The 19,735-nt window shown below is 72.1% G+C and carries 19 protein-coding genes and 2 tRNA genes; 7 read left to right on the forward strand and 14 right to left on the reverse strand.

Annotated features, from left to right (window positions below; genetic code table 11):
- Positions 1-170 precede the first annotated feature (170 nt).
- Positions 171-1,073: an ion channel gene (locus ACH9D3_RS06220; protein ID WP_396410273.1), complete on the forward strand. Its 903-nt coding sequence runs from the start codon at positions 171-173 to the stop codon at positions 1,071-1,073.
- A 93-nt stretch (positions 1,074-1,166) separates the two neighbouring features.
- On the opposite strand, the gene ACH9D3_RS06225 is transcribed toward ACH9D3_RS06220, so the two are convergent.
- The 5 genes from ACH9D3_RS06225 to ACH9D3_RS06245 all read right to left on the reverse strand — a co-directional run bounded on the left by ACH9D3_RS06225 (position 1,167) and on the right by ACH9D3_RS06245 (position 4,966).
- Positions 1,167-1,379 (reverse strand): hypothetical protein, encoded by a 213-nt coding sequence (locus ACH9D3_RS06225; protein ID WP_396410274.1) that lies wholly within the window; start codon positions 1,377-1,379, stop codon positions 1,167-1,169.
- A 134-nt stretch (positions 1,380-1,513) separates the two neighbouring features.
- A complete protein-coding gene (locus ACH9D3_RS06230; protein WP_396410275.1) occupies positions 1,514-2,419 on the reverse strand; it encodes an ATP-binding cassette domain-containing protein in 906 nt (301 codons plus the stop codon).
- The gene (locus ACH9D3_RS06235) at positions 2,409-3,182 is read right to left on the reverse strand and encodes an ABC transporter permease (protein WP_396398617.1); all 774 of its coding nucleotides are present in this window, start codon (positions 3,180-3,182) and stop codon (positions 2,409-2,411) included. The genes ACH9D3_RS06230 and ACH9D3_RS06235 overlap by 11 nt, the downstream gene beginning before the upstream one ends.
- A complete protein-coding gene (locus tag ACH9D3_RS06240; RefSeq protein ID WP_396398618.1) occupies positions 3,179-3,973 on the reverse strand; it encodes an ABC transporter permease in 795 nt (264 codons plus the stop codon). The genes ACH9D3_RS06235 and ACH9D3_RS06240 overlap by 4 nt, the downstream gene beginning before the upstream one ends.
- Before the next feature lie 39 nt (positions 3,974-4,012).
- Complete coding sequence (locus ACH9D3_RS06245; RefSeq protein WP_396398652.1) at positions 4,013-4,966, reverse strand: ABC transporter substrate-binding protein; 954 nt, start codon at positions 4,964-4,966, stop codon at positions 4,013-4,015.
- A 244-nt stretch (positions 4,967-5,210) separates the two neighbouring features.
- Between ACH9D3_RS06245 and ACH9D3_RS06250 the strand changes: the two genes are divergently transcribed.
- Entirely contained in the window at positions 5,211-6,161 is a 951-nt protein-coding gene (locus ACH9D3_RS06250) for a LysR family transcriptional regulator (protein ID WP_396398619.1), read from the forward strand.
- Positions 6,162-6,257: 96 nt separating this feature from the next.
- Here ACH9D3_RS06250 and manA read toward each other — a convergent pair whose 3' ends face one another.
- Positions 6,258-7,361, reverse strand: coding sequence for a mannose-6-phosphate isomerase, class I (gene manA, locus ACH9D3_RS06255; RefSeq protein WP_396398620.1), 1,104 nt, complete (start codon positions 7,359-7,361; stop codon positions 6,258-6,260).
- 73 nt (positions 7,362-7,434) lie between these two features.
- Between manA and ACH9D3_RS06260 the strand changes: the two genes are divergently transcribed.
- A complete protein-coding gene (locus ACH9D3_RS06260) occupies positions 7,435-8,835 on the forward strand; it encodes a phosphomannomutase/phosphoglucomutase (protein ID WP_396410276.1) in 1,401 nt (466 codons plus the stop codon).
- 67 nt (positions 8,836-8,902) lie between these two features.
- Here ACH9D3_RS06260 and ACH9D3_RS06265 read toward each other — a convergent pair whose 3' ends face one another.
- From ACH9D3_RS06265 to ACH9D3_RS06275, 3 genes are all read right to left on the reverse strand, one after another.
- Positions 8,903-10,090, reverse strand: coding sequence for a globin domain-containing protein (locus tag ACH9D3_RS06265; RefSeq protein ID WP_396410277.1), 1,188 nt, complete (start codon positions 10,088-10,090; stop codon positions 8,903-8,905).
- Positions 10,091-10,148: 58 nt separating this feature from the next.
- Positions 10,149-10,640, reverse strand: coding sequence for an Rrf2 family transcriptional regulator (locus ACH9D3_RS06270; protein ID WP_396410278.1), 492 nt, complete (start codon positions 10,638-10,640; stop codon positions 10,149-10,151).
- A 177-nt stretch (positions 10,641-10,817) separates the two neighbouring features.
- Positions 10,818-12,683 carry a phosphoenolpyruvate carboxykinase (GTP) gene (locus tag ACH9D3_RS06275; RefSeq protein WP_396410279.1) on the reverse strand — a complete coding sequence of 622 codons (1,866 nt, stop codon included), beginning with the start codon at positions 12,681-12,683 and terminating at the stop codon, positions 10,818-10,820.
- 287 nt (positions 12,684-12,970) lie between these two features.
- On the opposite strand from ACH9D3_RS06275, the gene ACH9D3_RS06280 reads away from it, so the two are divergent.
- Positions 12,971-13,046: transfer RNA gene (locus tag ACH9D3_RS06280), tRNA-Arg, on the forward strand.
- An 89-nt stretch (positions 13,047-13,135) separates the two neighbouring features.
- Here the strand turns inward: ACH9D3_RS06280 and ACH9D3_RS06285 are convergent.
- The 5 genes from ACH9D3_RS06285 to upp form a co-directional block, all read right to left on the reverse strand.
- Entirely contained in the window at positions 13,136-14,320 is a 1,185-nt protein-coding gene (locus tag ACH9D3_RS06285) for an FAD-dependent oxidoreductase (RefSeq protein WP_396410280.1), read from the reverse strand.
- 11 nt (positions 14,321-14,331) lie between these two features.
- Positions 14,332-15,318: an aldo/keto reductase gene (locus tag ACH9D3_RS06290; protein ID WP_396410281.1), complete on the reverse strand. Its 987-nt coding sequence runs from the start codon at positions 15,316-15,318 to the stop codon at positions 14,332-14,334.
- 111 nt (positions 15,319-15,429) lie between these two features.
- Positions 15,430-15,969 carry a SixA phosphatase family protein gene (locus ACH9D3_RS06295; RefSeq protein WP_396398628.1) on the reverse strand — a complete coding sequence of 180 codons (540 nt, stop codon included), beginning with the start codon at positions 15,967-15,969 and terminating at the stop codon, positions 15,430-15,432.
- Between the two features lie 100 nt (positions 15,970-16,069).
- Positions 16,070-16,894 (reverse strand): winged helix-turn-helix domain-containing protein, encoded by an 825-nt coding sequence (locus tag ACH9D3_RS06300; protein WP_396398629.1) that lies wholly within the window; start codon positions 16,892-16,894, stop codon positions 16,070-16,072.
- 506 nt (positions 16,895-17,400) lie between these two features.
- On the reverse strand, positions 17,401-18,036 hold the full coding sequence (gene upp / locus ACH9D3_RS06305; RefSeq protein WP_380214748.1) for a uracil phosphoribosyltransferase: 636 nt from the start codon (positions 18,034-18,036) through the stop codon (positions 17,401-17,403).
- A gap of 102 nt (positions 18,037-18,138) precedes the next feature.
- On the opposite strand from upp, the gene tadA reads away from it, so the two are divergent.
- The 3 genes from tadA (at position 18,139) to ACH9D3_RS06320 (ending at position 19,683) form a co-directional block, all read left to right on the forward strand.
- Positions 18,139-18,684, forward strand: a complete 546-nt coding sequence (gene tadA / locus ACH9D3_RS06310) for a tRNA adenosine(34) deaminase TadA (RefSeq protein WP_396410282.1) — start codon at positions 18,139-18,141, stop codon at positions 18,682-18,684.
- A gap of 29 nt (positions 18,685-18,713) precedes the next feature.
- Positions 18,714-18,803, forward strand: a tRNA-Ser gene (locus ACH9D3_RS06315).
- A 133-nt stretch (positions 18,804-18,936) separates the two neighbouring features.
- The gene (locus ACH9D3_RS06320) at positions 18,937-19,683 is read left to right on the forward strand and encodes an ion channel (protein ID WP_396410283.1); all 747 of its coding nucleotides are present in this window, start codon (positions 18,937-18,939) and stop codon (positions 19,681-19,683) included.
- The last annotated feature ends 52 nt before the right edge of the window (positions 19,684-19,735 follow it).

Consider the following 19,735-nt stretch of genomic DNA (forward strand, 5'->3'; position numbering starts at 1 on the left):
TTCCGTGCCGCACCGGTATCCTGGGGCGGTCGACGACCGGGACGGCCGGTGCCCCGGGACGGCCGGCGCCGGTGCGGAGGGAACGGGCGGTGACCGGCCGCCGAACCGGGCCGCGCTCCGGGTCGCACACCGGGTCGCACACCGGGTCGCACACCGGGGAAGGGAGCTCCATGGAAGCGGTGTTCACCGTGCTCGGTCTCGGCCTCGTGGTGTTCGGGCTCTACGACGTGTTCCGCGGGCTGCTCTACCCCAGCGGCCGCGGCACGATCAGCTACTGGGTCCTGCGGGTGGTGTGGCGGCTGTCCCGGGGCACGGGCCATCGTTGGGGGTCCTTCTCGGGGCCGTTGGGCGTGGTGCTCGTCATCGTGCTGTGGGGCATGCTCCAGGCGTTCGGGTGGGCCCTGGTGTACTACCCCCACATTCCCGAGGGCTTCTACTACGCGGAGGGGATGAACCCCGACAACTACGACGACTTCGCCGAGGCGCTCTACATCTCGCTCGTGACCCTCGGCACGCTCGGCTTCGGGGACGTCGTCCCCACCGGGGCGTGGCTGCGCTTCGTCTCGCCCGTCGAGGCCCTGATCGGGTTCGCCCTGCTGACCGCGACACTGTCCTGGTTCACCCAGATCTATCCTGCCCTGGCCCGGCGTCGCGCCCTCGCGGTGCGATTGCGTGCTCTGCAGGCGGTCGGCTACGCGGACCGCGTCCCGTTCCTGGAACGCGCCGGGGCCAGCCGGACCCTGGACCAGCTCACCACGGACATCGTCGACGTGCACGTGGCGCTCGTCCAGAACGCGGAGTCCTACTACTTCCGCGAGATCAAGGAGGACGCGGCGCTGGCCGTCTCCCTGCCCTACGCCATGGAGATCGCCGCCCGCGCCGAGGACGCTCCCGCCGAGGAGGTCCGGCTCAGCGGCGCGATGCTCTCCTCGGCCGTGGCCGACTTCGGTCAGCTCCTGCGCGAGGAGTTCCACGGCGCGGGCGAGAACACCGAGGAGGTGCTCGGCGCCTACGCGACGGACCACGGATACCCCGCGGCCCCCGCCTGGCGGAGCGAGCGGCCCCGGGACTGACGGGACTGCCGCTCCGCCGTCAGGACGGACGGGGGGCCGAAGGCACGGACCACCGGGGACCGGGGAGCCCCACCGGCCGGGGACCGGCGGACCTCACCAGAGGTGCCGGCACTGCCCGTTCTGGCACGAGAACTCGGGGGCGCGCCCGTCGGCCAGCATCATCGACGGGGACGCCAGCTCGACGTCGCGCGCCTGGTCCCAGTCGTCGGGCATGATCTGCACGTACACCAGCTCGAACCCGGTGGCGCCGCAGCGCGGGCAGGTCGCGGTGGTGCCGCGCAGACCGTCGGACGGGGTGGTGCTCATGGCGTGCCTCCCGATGGGGGACCAGGGCCCGGGCGCTCCGGAGCCGGTGGGCCCAGTGTAGTGGGCCCACCGGCTCCCGGCAGGGCCGGACGGGGCTCGGGGCCGGCGTCGCGCAGGGCCCGGCGCCGGACGGCTCAGGCCCTCGTGCCGGCCTCGCGCTTGGCCCGCTGGATCTCCTCGTAGACGTGGCCGCGCAGCTCGGTGAACCGCGGCATGCCACGGGTGGTGAGCTGGTCGCGCTCGTCGGGCAGGTCGATCGGGAGGTCCTCCTGGACCACCGTGGGCGAGCTCGAGAGGATGATGACGCGCTCGCCGAGGTAGACGGACTCGTCGATGTCGTGGGTCACGAACAGGACGGTCACGCCCATGCGGTGCCACACGTCCCGGATGAGGTCCTCGAGATCGGCGCGGGTCTGGGCGTCGACCGCCGCGAAGGGCTCGTCCATGAGCAGGATCTTCGGCTGGTAGGCGACGGCCCGGGCGATCGCCACGCGCTGCTGCATGCCGCCGGAGAGCTGCCACGGGTACTTCTTGTCCGCGCCGGTCAGGTCCACCGCGTCGATCGACTCCTCCACGAGGCGCCGGCGCTCGTCCCGCGGGAGCTTGGCGTTCTTGAGCGGCAGCTCCACGTTCTCCCGGACGGTCATCCAGGGGAAGAGGCTGCGCCCGTACTCCTGGAAGACCACGGCCATGTCCTTGGGCGGGCCCGTCACCGTCTCGCCGCCCAGCAGCACCTCCCCGGAGGTCGGTGCCATGAGCCCCGAGATGCACTTGAGCAGCGTGGTCTTGCCGGATCCCGAGGGCCCCACGAGGCACGCCAGCTCGCCGCGGTTGAGGTCGAACGTGAGGTCGCGGACGGCCTCCACGTCGCCGTGGTCGCTCTGGTAGATCTTCTGCAGCCCGCGCACGGACAGCAGCACGTCCTTCCCGCCCGTGCGTCCGGCGCCGGTGCCGGACGCCCCGGGACCGGGCTCCGCCGTGCCGTTCGACGGTGCGGTCGCGCTGCCGCCCACTGCCGAGCTTCCTGATTCAGCCTGCATTCTCCACCTCTTTCAGGCCCCGGTACCAGGCGAGGACCTTGCTTTCGACACGTTGGAAGACGAACGCCAGCACCACTCCGATGAGCCCGAGGACGGCGATGCCGCTCCACATCTCGGGAATGGCGAACGATCGCTGGAACTGCACGATGGTGAAGCCGAGCCCCGAGGACGAGGCGAACATCTCCGAGATCACCATGAGGATCAGCCCGATCGACAGGGCCTGCCGGATGCCGGCCATCATCTGGGGGCTGGCCGCGGGGACCACCAGGTGGACGATCCTCGACCACCCGTGGATCCCGTACGAGCGCGCCGTCTCGTTCATCACGGAGTCGACCGAGCGCACGCCCTCGATGGTGTTCAGCAGGACGGGCCACACGGACCCGAGCACGATCACCACGACCTTCATCTGGTCGTTGACGCCGATGAGCAGCATCAGCACCGGCACCAGGACCGGCGGCGGGATCGCCCGGAAGAACTCGAGCACGGGCTCCAGCAGGTTCCGCAGCCAGCGCACGGAGCCGATCACGAGGCCGGCCACGATCCCGAGCAGGATGGACAGCGCCAGTCCCACCAGGAGCCGCCCGACGCTCGGGAGCACGTCGTCGAAGAACCGGTCCCCGAACCAGACGTCCACGAACGTCGTGGCGAACTCGCCCGGCTCCGGGACGTAGAAGCTGGTTTCCACCAGGGTGTACGCCCACCACAGCAGGATCAGCAGCACGGGCAGCGTCAGCGCGTAGCCCAGGGTCCTGACGAGTCTCATGCCGCCACCTCTCCGCGGACGGACGAGTGCCAGGCCAGCGCCCGGCGCTCGAGCGCCCGCATCACCAGGTTGATGAGCACGCCCAGCAGCCCGGCCGTGACGATGAACGCGTACATGGCCGTCACGGCGCCGCCGGACTGGGCCAGCGAGATCTCCCGGCCCAGCCCGGGCGTGCCGATCACGAGCTGGGCCGTCACCGCCAGGATCAGCGCCACGGCGGCGCCGAGCCGCAGCCCGGTGATCACGTAGGGCAGCGACGTGGGCCACGTGACGTACCGGACGCGCGCCAGCGGTCCGAGGCCGTAGCTCTTGGCGGTGTCCTGCGCCACGGTGTCCACGTCGCCCACGCCGTACAGGACCTGGATGAGGATCTGCCAGAAGGACGCGTACACCACCAGCAGCAGGGTGGACTCCAGCTGCACCCCGAACAGCAGCACGGCGAGCGGGATCAGGGCGACCGACGGGATGGGCCGGAGGAACTCGATCGTGCTGTGCGTGGCCCGGCGCAGGAACGCGCTGTTGCCGATGACCAGTCCCAGGACGATCGCGGCGACCGCCGCGATGAGCAGTCCGAGGAACCAGGCCCGGACGGTCTGCCAGACCGCCAGCCAGAAGCCGGCCGAGCCGAGCTGCTCCCCGAGCTCCAGCAGCACCTCGCTGGCCGGGGGCAGGTACCGCGGGTCGACGATCCCGGTCAGCGGCAGCAGCTCCCAGGTGAGCAGGAATCCGAGGATCCCCAGCACCCCGAGGACCACGGGTCTCCAGTCGCGTCCTGTGCGCGTTCTCGCCATGTCGTGCTCCCTCCTCTGCGTCCCGTGTCCGTGTCCGGGCTACGGCAGCAGCACGTCGAGGTCGGGGGCTTCCTCGAGAGTCCCGTACTCGACGGCGGCGTCGCCCAGCTTCTGCATCGCCTCGCGGTCGAACTCGGTGCGGAAGCGGGGCAGCGCCATCTGCTCGCGCAGCTCGTCGCTGATCTCCGTGTAGGTGCCGACGATCTCGCGGACCTCCTCCGGGTTCTCGTTCGCGTACTCGAGCGACCTGTTCATGGCGTTCTGGAAGCTCTCGACCAGCTCGGGGTCCTCCTCGACCTTCTGGGCGGTCGTGAAGTAGCCGGCGATGTCGAGCTCGGGGTCGAACTCGACGTAGTTGTAGGACACCACGCGGGCGCCGTCCTCGAGGACCTGGGTCAGGAACGGGTCGAGGATCCAGGCCGCGTCCACCTGGCCGCGGTCGAGGGCCGCCGGCGCGTCCGGGAAGCCGACCTCCACGAAGTCGATGCTCTGCGGGTCCCCGCCGGCCTCGTCGACGACGTGGCGGATCGTGGTGTCGCCGATGTTGTTGAGGTTGTTCACCGAGACCGTCTTCCCGGCCAGGTCCTCGGGGCCCTGGATGTCCGAGTCCGCGGGCACCACCACGGCGCCGAAGTCGCGCTCGGCGTCGCCCGACGTCGTGGTGCCGTTGGCGACGTACCGCAGGTCCAGGCCCTCGCCCTGCGCGACCATGAGGGACAGCGTGTTGCCGAAGGCGAAGTCGAAGTCCCCGCTGACCACACCGGGCACGGCGGCGGCCCCGCCGCTGGTGGTCTGGATGTCGAGGTTGATCCCCTCCTCCTCGAAGAAGCCCTGCTCCTCGCCCAGCCAGAGAGCGGCCGTGTCGACGATGGGGATGACGCCGACGGTGACGTCCTGCATGCCCCCCTCGGCCTCGGTGCCGCCGTCGCCACCGCACGCGGCCAGCGCCAGTACGGACCCTGCTGCTCCTGCTGCCATGAGCGGACGCCGCATCATGCCTCCCTGTGTCGTCTGCGTTCCTCTGCCGTGATCCCGTGCTGTGATCACGTGCCGTGATCTCGTGCCGTGATCCCGTGTCGTGGTCTGCCGCCGGGTCCGCCCGCGCACCGCACGGTGCGCACTCGGCCCCGCCGCCTGTGATAGGGATCACTCTAGTGTCGTAGCATGCACGGACCAGTGCATGTTGTCGATGGTCCGATACATGACGTCTATGAGTCGCTGTCCGAGGAGCGTCCCCGTGGAACTCGACCTGAACCTGATGCGGGTGTTCTGCACGGTCTACGAGCAGGGCAGCGTCACGGCGGCCGCCGCCGAGCTGCACCTGACCCAGCCCACGGTGAGCCACGCCCTGAAGAACCTGCGCCGGCAGTGCAGCGACCAGCTCTTCGTCCGGGAGGGCCGGGGCCTGAGCCCCACCCCCTTCGCCGAGAGCATCTTCCCGCAGGTGAAGGCGGGGATCGCGCAGGTGACCGCGGCCGTCTCCTCCGGTGGCCGGTTCGAGCCGTCGACCGCCGGCGACCGTTTCACCCTCGCGCTGACCGACCTCGGCGAGCTGGCGTTCCTGCCGTCCGTCATGGTGGCGCTGCGGGAGACGGCCCCCGGCGTGGAGCTGACGGTCCTGCCCCTGGACGTGGAGAACGTCCCGGAGGACCTGCTGCGCAACCAGGTGGACGCCGCGATCTGCGCCCCGTACATCGGCGGACCCGGCATCGTCCGGACGGTCATCGGCACGGACGACTACGTGGTGATCGCCGCCCGGGACCACCCCCGCGTCCAGGAGCGGCTCACGCTCGAGCAGTTCGCGGAGGAGCCGCGGATCCGGCTCGCCCCCTCGATGGGGCACGAGCTCGCCGAGATCGCGGCGGAGCGGGCGGGAGCACCGGGCAGCACGGCCCTGCGGCTGTCCCACTTCACGGGCCTGGTGTCCGTCGTGGAGCGCACCGACTGCCTCGCGGTGCTGCCGAGGTTCCTCGCCGAGACGCTGGAGGAGGCCGCCGGGATCCGCGCCTTCCCGCACCCGGTCGAGATGCCCCGGCTGCAGCTGGCCGTCTACGCGCGCGAGCCGGATCACCAGCGGCCCGCGCAGCGGTGGTTCGCGCAGCTGCTCGTGGACACGCTGCGGGAGTCCGTCTCGCCGGACCCGTCCGCCGCGCTGCATCCGGGACCGTGGCACCGCCGCCGTCCGTGAGCCGATGGACGGCATCGACCGGCCGCACGCTCGTCGAGGGCCGCACGGGGCCGACCCTTCCCCGAAGGGCACTCCCCGCAGGGCACCGGCGGCGGCTCAGCGGCAGGAGACGGTGAACACCCGGCCCGCGCCGGAGAGCTCGACGGCGCTGGGGCCACCCCGGTGGAGCAGCGACTCCCCGCCGCCGAGCTCCCACTCCCGGCCCGCGGCGCGCACCAGCGCACGGTCCCCGGTGCCCAGCAGGACCGTGGTCCCCCGCAGCTCGACCGGCACGGTGCGCCCCGGTCCGAGCTCGTGGGCGGACAGCGACAGCCGCTCGTCCCACAGGGGATAGCTGCGGCGGCCGTGCTCGTCGGCCGGCGGGTCGACGACGTCCGGCGCGGCCTGCTCGTCGGCCAGCACGGCGAGCAGCTCGGGCACGTCGACGTGCTTGCCCGTCAGCCCGGCGCGCAGGACGTTGTCGGACGAGCTCATCACCTCGATCGCCGTTCCGCACAGGTAGGCGTGGAGCTGGCCGGCCGGGGTGTGCAGGGACTGTCCCGGTGCGAGGAAGACGTGGTGCATGCACAGCGCGACCAGCAGGCCGCGGTCGCCCGGGTGCCGGTCGTGCACGTGGCGGACCAGCGCGGCCACGGGATCGTCCGTCGCCGCGGTCCGGGCCGCGGCGACGGTCGCCGCCACCGCCGCTCCGGCGTCGTCGTCGTCGAGCGTGAGGACCTCCGGCAGGACGGGGCGCCCGCCGTCGGCGACGGCGCGCAGCCAGTCCAGCCCCAGCCTCTCCGCCGTGCTCCGCAGCCGGTCGGCCGGCTGCACGCCGGTGAGCAGCTCCACGCCGGTGAGCGCCACCACGGTCTCGGGCTTGGCGGAGGGGTCCTTGTAGTTGCGCCGCGGGTCGTCGAGCGGGATCCCGGCGCGCTGCTCGCGCTCGTAGCCCGCCACGGCCTGTGCCGGCGAGGGGTGGACCTGGATGGACAGCGGGGCGTCGATGGCCAGGATCTTGAGCAGGAACGGCAGGTCCTCCAGCGGCTCGTCCCGTCCGTCCCGGAGGAGCACGGACGGCGCACCGGGGTGCGCGCCCACCCACAGCTCCGCCTCCGGCTCGGGGCTCGGCACCGCCCTGCCCTGGAGACGTGCCAGCACCTCGCGGGACCCCCACGCATAGTGCTGGATCGGATTGCGCATGCGGAGGATCTCGGCCATGTTCGCCATCAAATCACAGGACCGACCGCGCCAGGCGGCACCCCGGGACAGCGGTGGCCTAGGATCACCCCTTGTGACTATCGATCTCTCAGCCTCGTTCAAGGCCTACGACGTCCGCGGCATCGTGGGCGAGTCCATCACCGCCGAGACGGTCCGGGCCACCGGCGCCGCGTTCGTGGACGTCCTGGGCCTCACCGGCCTGACGGTCCTGGTGGGCGGGGACATGCGGCCCTCCTCGCCGGAGTTCGTGGACGCCTTCGCCGAGGGGGCGGCCCGCCGCGGCGCGGACGTCGTGAAGATCGGTCTGATCTCCACCGACGAGCTGTACTTCGCGTCCGGGACGTTCGACGCCGCCGGGGTGACCTTCACCGCGAGTCACAATCCGGCCGAGTACAACGGCATGAAGATGTCGAAGGCCGGCGCCGTCCCGGTCTCGTCCGAGACGGGCCTCTACGAGATCCGCGACCTCGCCCAGCGGTACCTGGACGAGGACTCCGTCCCCGCCGCGCAGCAGCCCGGGGCGGTCACCGAGCGGGACGTCCTGGCCGGGTACGCGGAGTACCTGCGCTCCCTCGTGGACCTGTCGGGGACGCGCCCGCTCAAGGTCGTGGTCGACGCCGGCAACGGCATGGCCGGGCTGACCACGCCCGCCGTGCTCGGCGGCGCCGTGCTGGAGCCGCTCCCGCTGGAGGTCGTGCCCCTGTACTTCGAGCTGGACGGCACCTTCCCCAACCACCCCGCCAACCCGCTGGAACCGGAGAACCTCGCGGACCTGCAGCGGGCCGTGCGCGAGCACGGCGCGGACCTGGGCATCGCGTTCGACGGCGACGCCGACCGCTGCTTCGTGGTCGACGAGCAGGGCGGGGCCGTCTCGCCGTCGGCCGTCACCGCGCTGGTCGCCGAGCGGGAGATCGCGCGTGCGCAGGCCGAGGGCGTCGAGCACCCGGTGATCATCCACAACCTCATCACGTCACGGGCCGTCCCCGAGCTGGTCACCGCGCGGGGCGGGCGCCCGGTGCGGACCCGGGTGGGCCACTCGTTCATCAAGGCCGTCATGGCGGAGGAGGGCGCCGTGTTCGGCGGCGAGCACTCCGCGCACTACTACTTCAAGGACTTCTTCAACGCGGACACCGGCATGCTCGCCGCGATGCACCTCCTGGCCGCCCTCGGCGAGCAGGACCGCCCGCTGAGCGAGCTGATGCACCAGTACGACCCGTACGCGGCGTCCGGGGAGATCAACTCCACGGTCGAGGACAAGGCCGGCGCCGTCCGGCGCGTCGTCGACGCCCTGGCCGGCCGGGACGTGACCGTGGAGGAGCTGGACGGCACCACGCTCAGCTGCCCGGACGAGGACTGGTGGTTCAACCTGCGCCCCTCCAACACCGAGCCGTTCCTGCGCCTCAACGTCGAGGCCAGGGACGAGGAGACGATGGAGCGCGTCAGGGACCGGGTGCTGGGCATCGTGCGCGCCTGAACGCCTCCGGCACCGCGCACGGGCCCCGCCGGACGAGTTCGTCCGGCGGGGCCCCGTGCGTGGTGGCTCAGACCGCGGCGGTCTCGCGCGCGTCGTCGTGGAGCATCCACTGGTCCGGGCCCAGGATCTCGTAGGCCACGCTGCGGCCCGGGACGCCCTGGGCGATCACGGCGGAGCGGGCGGCCTTCATGAAGGGCAGCGGGCCGCACAGCACCACCTGGGCGTCGGCCGGGATCCGCACGGCGTCGAGATCCATGAACCCGTCGTGGTCGCCCTCGCCCGGGGTCTCCATCCAGGTCTCCAGACGGGCGTGGGGCAGCTCGGCGACCAGGAGCTCGTGCAGCCCGCGCAGGGACCAGGTCGCGACCGAGCGGTCCGCGTGCAGGACGAGGACCCGGCGCTGGGACTCCTCGCGGACGAGCCGGTCCAGGAACGCGAGCATGGGGGTGACGCCGATCCCGGCGGAGGCCAGCACGAGCGGTCCGTCCCCCTCCGGGAGCAGCACGTCGCCGTAGGGGTTGGAGACCCGCAGGACGTCGCCCACCTGCACGTCGTGGTGCAGCACGGGGGTGACCTCTCCGCGCTCGTCGAGGCGGACGGCGATGCGGCGGGTCCCCTCCGGCCCCGGGACCAGCGTGAACTGCCGCGGCTGGTCCACCCCGTCGGGCATCCGGACCTCGACGGTCACGTACTGGCCCGCCGCGGCAGGGGTCATCGGGGTGTCGTCGGCGGGCTCGAGGGTGATGGCCGTGGTGGTGTCCCCGGTGCGCTCCTTGGCGGCGACCCGGAACGGGGCGAACACCACGTCGTTGGCCTGCCCCGCGTAGAGCCCCTCCTCGATCCTGATCAGGGCGTCGGCCATCAGCCAGTACACCTCGTCCCAGGCCGCCACGACCTCGGGCGTCGCGGCGTCCCCGAGATCCCGGGCGATCGCGCCGAAGAGGTGCTCGTGGACGATGGGGTAGTGCTCGGGCAGGATGCCCAGGGACGCGTGCTTGTGCGCCACGCGGGAGAGCAGCTCGTCCGGGTACCCCTCGGGGTGGGACAGCAGCCACGAGGCGAACATCGCGATGGAGCCAGCCAGGGCCTGGGCCTGGGTCCCGTTCTCCTGGTTGGCGCGGCTGAACATGCCGTCCAGCAGGTCGGGGCGCGCCTCGAACATGGACCGGTAGAACTCGGGGGTGATGAACGGGATGCGCTCGGCGACGACGCCGACGGTCTGCTCGATGACGGGACGGGACTGGTCGGACAGCACGGTTGCCTCCTGGGGTGCCGGTGGATGACATCCCAAAACTAGCATCCCGAATACTTTATTAAGGAATCGGTGCGGACCCGACCGTCGCACGCCCGTCCGGCGGATCCGGGGGGCGCAGACCGATGGACACCAGGACGGGGCCGACCTGGCGCTCGCTGCCGAGGTCCCGCACCCGCACGTCGTCGAGCGCACCGTAGAAGGCCTCCCGCGCGTCCGCGAGGGCCCTGCGCAACCGGCACCCGTGGTCCAGCGGGCAGTCCCCGCCGGCCGACTCGCACTCGACCATCGCGGAGCTCGACTCGAGCTCCCGGAGCAGGGAGCCCACGGTGGCGTCCAGGCCGGCGGCGGTGATCGACACACCGCCGGTGCGGCCGCGGCTCGAGGCCAGCAGGCCGAGCCCGCTGAGCCGGCCGACGGTCTTCGTCACGTGGTGGTAGGGGGCGCCCACGCCCTCGGCGATGGCGCGCGTGGTGAGCTTCTCCCCGTCGGGAACCGCCGCGGTCAGCAGCAGGACACGCAGGGCGATGTCGGAGAAGGCTGTCAGCCGCACGGCCACGTCCTCCCCTCGCGCATGGCGGCTCCTTCCGGATGTCCCGTACCTCCCGGCCGTCCACGGGAGGTCCTCCATTGTCCCACGCGGATACCGGGCACGGACGAGGGGCCCCCGCACGGGAGGCCCCTCGTCCGTCCGTCCACCGGGCCCGGGCACCGCGCTCCGGGCCGGAGCTCACTCCTGGTTCAGGCGGTTCTCCAGGCCGGCGCGCTGCTCGAGGATGGGCTCGGGCACGTGACCGAGCTTCTGGAACCACTCGTCGATGCTGGGCAGCTCGGCCTTCCACTCCTCGACGTCGACCGCCAGGGCGGCGTCGAGATCGTCGTCGGAGATGTCCAGGCCGGTGAGGTCCAGGTCCTCCTTCGTGGGCACGGTGCCGATCGGGGTCTCCCGGCCGCCGGCCCTGCCCTCGAGCCGCTCCGCGATCCACTTGACCACGCGCGAGTTCTCGCCGAAGCCCGGCCAGGCGAAGCCGCCGCTCGGGGTGCGCCGGAACCAGTTGACGTAGAAGACCTCCGGCATGTTCTCCTCGCCCACGCGCGCACCGATCTCGACCCAGTGCTCGAGGTAGTCGTTGGCGTTGTAGCCGATGAACGGCAGCATGGCCATCGGGTCGCGGCGCACCACGCCGACGGCGCCCTTGGCCGCGGCGGTGGTCTCCGAGGACAGGGTGGCGCCCTGGAAGACGCCGTGCTCCCAGCCGAAGGCCTGGGACACGAGCGGGACCGTGGTCTTGCGGCGGCCGCCGAAGACGATCGCGGACAGCGGCACGCCCTCGGGGTCGTCGTACTCGGGGGCCAGGATGTCGACCTGCTTGATCGGGGTGCAGAACCGCGAGTTCGGGTGCGCGGCGGGCCGCCCGGAGTCGGGGGTCCAGTCCCGGCCCTTCCAGTCGGTCAGGCGCGCCGGCACCTCCTCGGTCATGCCCTCCCACCAGACGCCGCCGTCCTCGGTCAGGGCGACGTTGGTGAAGATGGTGTTGCCCCGGGCGATCGCCCGCATGGCGTTGGGGTTCGTGGGCCACCCGGTGCCCGGGGCGACCCCAAACAGACCGGCCTCGGGGTTGGTCACCCGGGCCTGACCGTCCTTGCCGAAGCGGATCCAGGCGATGTCGTCGCCGACCATCTCCGCCTTCCAGCCCTCGATCGTGGGTTCCAGCATCGCGAAGTTGGTCTTGCCGCACGCGGACGGGAAGGCGCCCGAGATGAACCTGCTCTCGCCCTCGGGGCTGGTGATCTTGAGGATGAGCATGTGCTCCGCGAGCCAGCCCTCGTCGTGGGCGATGGCCGAGGCGATGCGCAGGGCGTAGCACTTCTTGCCGAGCAGGGCGTTGCCGCCGTAGCCGGAGCCGAAGGACCAGATGGCGCGGTCCTCGGGGAAGTGCACGATGTACTTGGCGGGGTTGCACGGCCAGGGCACGTCCTCCTCGCCGGGGGCCAGCGGGGCGCCCAGCGAGTGCATGCACTCGACGAAGAACCCGTTCTGCTCGGTCATCTTCTCGAGCACCGGGGTGCCGATGGTCGACATGATGCGCATGGAGCACACCACGTAGGCGGAGTCGGTGATCTCCACGCCGTAGCTGGGCTTCGACGCCTCCAGGTGGCCCATGACGAAGGGGATGACGTACATGGTGCGCCCCCGCATGGCGCCGCGGAACCTCTTGCGCAGCGACTCCGTCATCGCCGCCGGATCCTCCCAGTTGTTCGTGGGCCCGGCGCCCTTCTCGGTCCTGGTGCAGATGAACGTGCGCTCCTCGACCCGGGCGACGTCGTCCGGGTCGGAGAACGCGGCGAAGGAGTTGGGGAACTTCTCCTCGTCGAGGCGGACGAAGGTGCCGGCGTCCACGAGCTCGTCGGTGAGCCGTGTCCACTCGTCCTCCGAGCCGTCGACCCAGTGGATGCGGTCCGGCTGGGTCAGCTCCGCCATCTCCCGCACCCACGAGAGGAGGTGCGCGTGCGTGGTGGGCGCGTTGTCCAGCGCGTCCTTCACAGCCTCGTTCAGCCCGGTGGTCTCCGTCGTTGCAGTGGGGTTGTCAGCCATTGACATGTCTCCTCGTTGAGGCCGTCCGCCGACCGCCCGGGGCTCTCGTGGTGGTGCTCGTCGTCGAACACTCGACCCGGCGTCGTCGGGCCCACAGTGAGCGGCGTGGAGGTGGGCGGCCGGTCTCTACTGTGATGTGGGCTCATCCTATCGCCCCGGCACCGGCCGCCACAGACGGATTACGCGCGCCGGAGCGCCTCGAGTCGCACCCCGGCGGATTTTGCGCAGCCGGAGGCCGGAGGTACAGTTGTGTCCGGCTCGGACGGCGGTGACGCCGAGGAGCCGATGCGCCTGTAGCTCAACGGATAGAGCATCTGACTACGGATCAGAAGGTTGGGGGTTCGAATCCCTTCGGGCGCACCACCCCGAGAAGCCCCTCACCAGCGGAGACGCCGATGAGGGGCTTCTTCGTGCCCGGCGTCGTACGGGGCCGGGCACGGGCGGCGGACGGCTCAGGCCGGGGCCTCGGCGAGGGCGCGGACGTCTCCCCCGGCGCGCCCCACGAGGCCGCGCGTCACCACGGCGTCGAGCCCGGGCAGCCCGGCCGCCCGCAGCGCCAGGCGCCGGGCCTGCCGGCGCGCCCGGGAGGACGGCAGGAACCACTGCGCGCCGCTCCGGGCGACGCGCTGCTTCTCGGCCACGACCGGCCGCCAGACCCGCTCCCAGGCCCGCAGGCCCTCCTCGACCGACGCCGCCCGGGCGAGCCGCTCCGCCAGGAGCCAGGCCCCGGCCACACCCAGCGAGGCGCCCTGGCCGCCCAGCAGGGACACCGCCTGCCCCGAGTCCCCGAGCAGCACGACCCGGCCGCGGCTCCAGCGCGGCGCCTCGATCTGCGCCACCTGGTCGTAGTACAGCCGGTCCGCGCCGGGGCAGGCCGCGAGGGCGCGGGGCGCGATCCAGCCGAGCGGTCCGTGGACGTCGCGCAGGGTCTCACGGGGGTCGGCCGGCAGGGCCGGTCCGGTGGCCCGGTGCACGGCGAACGCGGCCACGCGTCCGTCGCGCAGCCCGTAGAAGCCCATGGCACGGTCGATGCTGTCCGTGAGGCAGAAGCGGTTGCCGATCTCCCGGTAGGCCTCCGGGTCCTCGAAGACGTACGCCGCCGTGTGCAGGCCCAGCCAGCGGCGGAAGCGCTCCTCGGGACCGAACACCGAGCCCCGGACGGCCGAGTGCACGCCGTCGGCGCCGACGAGCAGGTCGGCCTCGAGCACCGTGCCGTCGTCGAGCACCGCCCCCGCCCCGCCGGGCCGCTCCCGGACCGCGACGACGCGCCGCCCGAAGCGGAGCTCTGCCACGTCCCGGGCGTGCTCGCGGAGCACCCGCTCGAGGTCGGGCCGCATCACGCTGACGAGGCGTCCGTCGAGGGCGCCCGCGAACCGGGCGAACGGCAGCCCCGCCCGGTCCCGGCCGCGGTCGTCCACGTAGCTGAGCCGGTCCACCCTGTAGCCGAGCTCCAGGATCCCGGGCAGCACGCCCATCGCCTCGGCCGCGTCCCAGCCGGGGCCGAAGTAGTCCATCATGTAGCCCTGCTCCCGGGGTCGCGGCGCCCGCTCCAGGACGACGACGTCCCAGCCCCGCCGGCCCAGGCACCCTGCCAGGGACAGCCCGGCGATGCCCGCCCCGCAGACGACCGCGCGCACGGCCGTCCCCCTCAGTACCGGTCGCCGACGGCGACGACGCCGTCCAGCAGCTCGAGGTCCTCGGCCGTGAGGCGCAGCCCGGCGGCCGTCGCGTCCTCCCGCAGGTGGCCGGGGTCGGTGGTGCCGGGGATGGGCAGCACGTGCTCGCCCGGCGCCATGGTCCAGGCGATCGCGACCGCCGCGAGGGACGCCTCGTGCCGGTGGGCGACCTCCCGGAGCGGCCCGAGCACGGCGTCCTCGTTGGCGGCCACGGCCTCCGCCGTGAACCGGGGGTTGCGCGAGCGGAAGTCGGAGGCGGAGAACGTCCGGCCGGCGAGGCCGCCGGTGAGGTAGCCACGGCCCAGCGGGGAGAAGGGGACGAACATCGCCCCGTGATCCGCGCACCAGGAGACGACGTCGCCCGAGGGGTCACCGTCCGCGGTGGGACCGGATCCGCCGGGGTTGCGGGTCCACAGGGAGTACTCCGACTGCACGGCCGCGACCGGGTGGATCGCGTGCGCCCGGTCGGCCTGCTCCGTGCTCACCTCGGAGAGCCCCACGTGGCGGACCTTGCCCGCGGCTACGAGCTCGGCCATCGCGCCCCACGTCTCCTCCAGGGGCACGCCGGGGTCCACCCGGTGGAGGTAGTAGAGGTCCACGACGTCGGTGCGCAGCCGGCGCAGGCTGTCCTCGACGGAGCGGCGCACCTCGTCCGGGTGCCCGCAGCGCTCCGTCCGGGGCGGTTCCAGGGACGCCGCGCGCAGACCGGTCTTGGAGCAGAGGAACACCTCGTCCCGGCGCCCGCCGAGGGCGGCACCGACGAGCTCCTCGTTGGCTCCCCCGCCGTAGAGCACCGCGGTGTCCACGAAGTTCGCGCCGAGGTCCACGGCGAGCCCGAGCACCTCGTGCTTCTGCCGCTCGGTCAGCCCGTGCCGGTCGTAGACCCAGCTCAGGCCCATGGCCCCGTACCCGACCGCGCCCACACGCTCCCCCGACGGGGTGAACTCCACCTGCCGCATCCTCGTTCCTCCGTCCTGGCTGCTGCCCTGGCGCCGTCCTTGCTGCCCTGGCGCCGTCCTTGCTGCCCTGGCGCCGTCCTTGCTGCCGCCGCGCGGCGGCAGGGTTCCGGATCAGCCCTCCCCCTCGGACGCTCGCGGCACGGTGAAGTGCATCAGGCGGGCGTCCGCGCCGTCCAGTCCGGCCCAGGCACCGGCGACGTCCAGGACCGCCAGTCCCGAGGTGGGGCAGCCGTCCGCGAGAGCCATCACGGCGTCGTAGTCGGAGTCCGGCGTGGCCAGGCGGAGGGCGGCGTCCCGCAGTCCGGGCAGGTGTCCGATCAGCAATAGGGACTGCACGGTCTCGGGCACGTGGTTGACCGCCGCGATGATCCGCGTGTCCGGGGCCGCGTAGAGCGACTCGTCGAGCCGGGCGGTCGGCGCGAGGTCGCCGAGGACGCTGCACACCCATGTGCAGGTCTGGCGCGCGCGCAGAGCGCTCGAGCACAGGATCATGTCCGGCACGGGCCCGTGCTCCAGCAGCCAGCGCCCGGCCGCGGCGGCATCCGCGGCCCCGCCCCGGTCGAGCGGGCGGTCGTGGTCGGACACGCCCCAGGGGTGCTCTGCCTCCGCGTGGCGCATGAGGACGAGCTTCTTGCGGTCGTGGCGGGTCATCGGTTCATGATGTCACGCGCCCGCCGGGCACAGGGCGGCCCCTGAGCCTCGAAGAAGGGTGCCGGGGCCTGCGCAGTCCGGCTGCGGACGAGTGGGCGGATCAGATCGAGTACTCGGGCGCGGCCCAGACCACGACCTCGGGGTGCTCGTAGAAGCGGTAGCCCTGGCCGCGGACGGTGCGCACGGTGTTGGCGAGCCGGCCGAGCTTGGAGCGCAGGCGCCGGATGTGGACGTCGATGGTCCGCTCGTTGGGCACTTCCTCCGAGTCGCGCCACAGGCTGTGCAGGAGCTCGTGGCGGCCGACCGTCCGGCTGCCGTTCTCCACGAGGTAGTTCAGCAGCTCGAACTCCTTGAAGGTGAGGTTCAGGAGACCGCCGTCGAGGAAGACCTCCCGGCGGGAGAGGTCGATCAGCACTCCGGTGGACTGACTGGTCTTCGTCTCGGGCGCCGGCGCCGGCGCGGCGGGCGCCGCAGGTCGCACGGTCCCGGAGGTGGGGTCCCCCAGGGCGTTGCGGACGACCTCGAGGTCGGTGCCGGCGGTCTGGGCGGGCGCCAGTGCCACTGCGGCGTAGGAGTCGGCCTGGGGGACGAGCTGCTGGGCGTAGGCCCGGATGCTCTGGACCATCTTCACCAGCGAGGTGCCGCTGGCCGCCGCGGTCTCCTCGTTGAGGCCCACGTAGATCACGAAGCCGCGCGCCTCGTTCTCCTGCGCCTGGGGTCGGGGCGCGGTGTCCCGCTGCAGGCGGGTGGGCAGCGGCGGCTCCCCGGGCGTGGCCGGCATGGGGCCGAGCGTGTTCCGGAGACTGCGGTAGTCGGCGGGGGCCGTCTGCCCCCGCTCGGGAGCCGCGGCAGGACCGCGCGCACCGCGGGACTCGCCCGCGCGGTTGCGCTGAGAAATGTGCACGTATCCCGGTGTGCCTGGCATCTGGTGCGCCTCGTCTCTGCTTCGTGCGGCGGACGACGCTCCGTCCACCTAGGTCGCCCCGCCCCTCGGAACGACCCCACCACTCCCAGCTCCCGGACCGCCGGCTCCGTGGTGGGTCGGGGAGGGTCCCCGCGAAGCTGACAAATCCCTGACAGTGGCGTCCAGCTCATGGTCCACCAGGCCCATCCATCGCGCAAGTAATAATCATGACGCTATCTCACCATGTGAGATTGGGACGACAGTCGTACAAGTCGACGGTCAAAATAAACCCCCTTCACTTGCCCTCGCTTCTCATCGCTCGAGGAAAAGCCCGGGATATCAGACATCAGGCGGTCGATCCGCTCCCGCCGGTCTCTATACACTTCCGGATTCTGTTGTCAAGACACCAATTTCGGTGAACATTCCGTCTCACGATGTGGATACCCGCTTTCGGGGACGACAACGGCCCGCCGACCGGGTCGACGGGCCGTTCCGGCGGGCAATCCGCCGATTGCCGGGGGTCGTGGTCAGTCGACCACGCCGTAGAGCCGGTCCCCGGCGTCGCCGAGGCCCGGGACGATGTAGGAGTTCTCGTCGAGCCGTTCGTCCCTCGCAGCCAGGACGATGCTGACCTCGGAGTCCCCCAGTTCCTCCTCGAGGGCGGCCAGTCCCTCGGGGGCGGCCAGCAGGCAGACGCACGTGATCTGCTCCGCCCCGCGGCGGTAGAGGAACTTGATGGCCTCCCGCAGGGTGCCGCCCGTGGCCAGCATCGGGTCGAGGACGAAGACCTGCCGCCCGGTGAGGTCGTCGGGCAGGCGCTCGGCGTAGGTGATGATGTCCAGGGTGTCCTCGTTGCGGGCCATGCCCAGGAAGCCCACCTCGGCCGTCGGGACCAGCCGGGTCATGCCCTCGAGCATGCCGAGGCCGGCACGCAGGATCGGCACGACCAGGGGCCGGGGCTTCGACAGCCCCACCCCCGTGGTGCGCGTGACCGGGGTGTCGATCTCCACCGGCTCCACCCGGACCCCCCGGGTGGCCTCGTACGCGAGCAGCGTCACGAGCTCCTCGACGAGCAGGCGGAACACCGGGGACGTGGTGTTCTTGTCCCGGAGCACGGTCAGTTTGTGTGCCACCAGTGGGTGGTCGAGAACGGTCACTCGCATGGATCAAAATTACCACCGGGCCACGGAGGCACCCCGCCCCCTCGCCGGGCCCCTCTCCTCCCCGCGATCCGCCGAGGAGGAGACAGGAGGAGAGGACTCCGCATGGCACTGCCCCCGCGCACTCGGTCCGAAGCACGGGCGGAGGAGTGGATGCGGCTGGCCCTGGCCGAGGCCCGGGCCGCGCTCGAGACGCGGGACGTGCCGATCGGCGCCGTCGTCGTCGGCCCGGACGGGACGGTGGCGGGGCGCGGGCGCAACCGCCGGGAGGCCGATCGCGACCCCACCGCCCACGCCGAGATCCTGGCCCTGCGCGACGCCGCCCGCACGCTGGGCTCGTGGCGGCTGGACGGCTGCACGCTCGTGGTGACGCTCGAGCCCTGCGCGATGTGCGCGGGCGGGATCGTCCTGGCCCGTGTGCCCCGGGTGGTGCTGGGTGCCTGGGACGACAAGGCCGGGGCCGCGGGCTCGGTGCTCGACGTGCTCCGGGAGCGGCGGCTCAACCACTGGGTGGAGGTGACCGGCGGCGTCCTGCAGGAGGAGTGCTCCCGCCTGCTCCTCGACTTCTTCGCCGGGCACCGGCGCGGCGGGGACGACGACGCCGGGGCGCCCGGTCCCGGCCCTGCCGGCTCCGCGGGTTTTGGCGCTTGAGCACGCCAGCCGGTACAGTACTGCGAGCTGGTGACGTGTCCGAGCGGCCGAAGGTGCATCACTCGAAATGATGTTTGGTGTAAGAGCCAACGAGGGTTCAAATCCCTCCGTCACCGCCAGTCGAGAAGGCCCCTGCTCCCCCGGGACGCAGGGGCCTTCCGCATGTCCTGGCGTGGCCGGACAGGCCCCAGACCGGCTCGGGGATCGGAGCGGTTGATCCGTCGCCGCGCCGCGGTGCGGTTCACTGGTGGCATGACCCTGGAACGATGGCAGAACATCACGGAGTGGCCGATGATGCTGGCGGCCGTGCTCTACCTGGCCGTGTACAGCTGGCAGGTGCTCGACCCCGAGACGCTTCCGGACCGGACCGCGGAGACGGTCCTGGTGGGCATCTGGCTCCTGTTCGCCCTGCACTACGTGGTGAGCCTGGCGCTGGCCCCCGCCAGGCTGTCCTGGTTCCTGCGGCACCTGCACGAGCTGGTCATCGTGGCCCTGCCCATGCTCAGGCCTCTCCGCCTGCTCCGGCTGCTCACCACGCTCAGCGTCCTCCACCGGGTCGCCGGCGTCGCCCTGCGGGGCCGGGTCGTGATCTACATCAGCGGCGCCTCGGTCCTGCTCGTCTACATCGCGGCCCTGGCCATGTACGACACCGAGCGGGACCACCCGGACGCGCTCATCACCACCTTCTGGGACGCCCTGTGGTGGGCCGTCGTCAGCATCACGACCGTCGGCTACGGCGACCTCTACCCCGTGACCGCCACCGGGCGGGTCATCGCGATCGCGCTGATGATCTACGGCATCGCGCTCCTCGGCGTCGTCACCGCCACGCTGGCCTCGTGGCTCATCCAGCAGGTCGCGGAGGAGGGGGACCAGAACGCAGCGGCGACCGAGGCCCACGTCCACCGGCTTCAGGAGGAGATCGCCGAGCTCCGCGAGCTCCTGGTGGAGCACCCGGAGCGCCCCCGGCACCCCGAGCAGCCCGAGTCGCCGGCCCGCTGACCACGGGGCCCGGCGGATCGTGGCTCTCCGTGTCCCGCAGGGAGAGCCCCGG

The sequence above is a fragment of the Kocuria kalidii genome (assembly GCF_044462225.1).
Lineage (GTDB): Bacteria > Actinomycetota > Actinomycetes > Actinomycetales > Micrococcaceae > Kocuria > Kocuria kalidii.